General features: G+C 53.4%; 1 rRNA gene. It reads left to right on the forward strand.

Annotated features, from left to right (window positions below):
• A 16S ribosomal RNA gene (locus ACTNBR_RS16390) occupies positions 1 to 1,526 on the forward strand.
• Positions 1,527 to 1,537: the final 11 nt, after the last annotated feature.

Here is a 1,537-nt window from a genome sequence, read left to right on the forward strand (position 1 = left end):
CGAGAGTTTGATCCTGGCTCAGGATGAACGCTGGCGGCGTGCCTAACACATGCAAGTCGAACGAAGCACATTGGATTGATTCTTCGGAAGAAAGAGAATGTGACTGAGTGGCGGACGGGTGAGTAACGCGTGGGTAACCTGCCTCATACAGGGGGATAACAGTTAGAAATGACTGCTAATACCGCATAAGACCACGGAGTCGCATGACTCAGTGGGAAAAACTCCGGTGGTATGAGATGGACCCGCGTCTGATTAGGTAGTTGGTGGGGTAACGGCCTACCAAGCCGACGATCAGTAGCCGACCTGAGAGGGTGACCGGCCACATTGGGACTGAGACACGGCCCAAACTCCTACGGGAGGCAGCAGTGGGGAATATTGCACAATGGGGGAAACCCTGATGCAGCGACGCCGCGTGAGCGAAGAAGTATTTCGGTATGTAAAGCTCTATCAGCAGGGAAGAAAATGACGGTACCTGACTAAGAAGCACCGGCTAAATACGTGCCAGCAGCCGCGGTAATACGTATGGTGCAAGCGTTATCCGGATTTACTGGGTGTAAAGGGAGCGTAGACGGCTGTGTAAGTCTGAAGTGAAAGCCCGGGGCTCAACCCCGGGACTGCTTTGGAAACTATGCAGCTAGAGTGTCGGAGAGGTAAGTGGAATTCCCAGTGTAGCGGTGAAATGCGTAGATATTGGGAGGAACACCAGTGGCGAAGGCGGCTTACTGGACGATGACTGACGTTGAGGCTCGAAAGCGTGGGGAGCAAACAGGATTAGATACCCTGGTAGTCCACGCCGTAAACGATGACTACTAGGTGTCGGGTGTCACAGACATTCGGTGCCGCAGCAAACGCAATAAGTAGTCCACCTGGGGAGTACGTTCGCAAGAATGAAACTCAAAGGAATTGACGGGGACCCGCACAAGCGGTGGAGCATGTGGTTTAATTCGAAGCAACGCGAAGAACCTTACCTGGTCTTGACATCCCTATGACCGACGAGTAATGTCGTCTTTCCTTCGGGACAGAGGAGACAGGTGGTGCATGGTTGTCGTCAGCTCGTGTCGTGAGATGTTGGGTTAAGTCCCGCAACGAGCGCAACCCTTATCTTCAGTAGCCAGCATTTAAGGTGGGCACTCTGGAGAGACTGCCAGGGATAACCTGGAGGAAGGTGGGGATGACGTCAAATCATCATGCCCCTTATGACCAGGGCTACACACGTGCTACAATGGCGTAAACAAAGGGAAGCAGAGCCGCGAGGCCGAGCAAATCCCAAAAATAACGTCTCAGTTCGGATTGTAGTCTGCAACTCGACTACATGAAGCTGGAATCGCTAGTAATCGCGAATCAGCATGTCGCGGTGAATACGTTCCCGGGTCTTGTACACACCGCCCGTCACACCATGGGAGTTGGTAACGCCCGAAGTCAGTGACCCAACCGAAAGGAGGGAGCTGCCGAAGGTGGGACCGATAACTGGGGTGAAGTCGTAACAAGGTAGCCGTATCGGAAGGTGCGGCTGGATCACCTCCTTTCTAAGGAAGAA

Origin of the sequence: Bariatricus sp. HCP28S3_F11 (assembly GCF_052065395.1) — a bacterium.
In the GTDB taxonomy this organism is placed as follows: Bacteria; Bacillota; Clostridia; order Lachnospirales; family Lachnospiraceae; genus Allocoprococcus.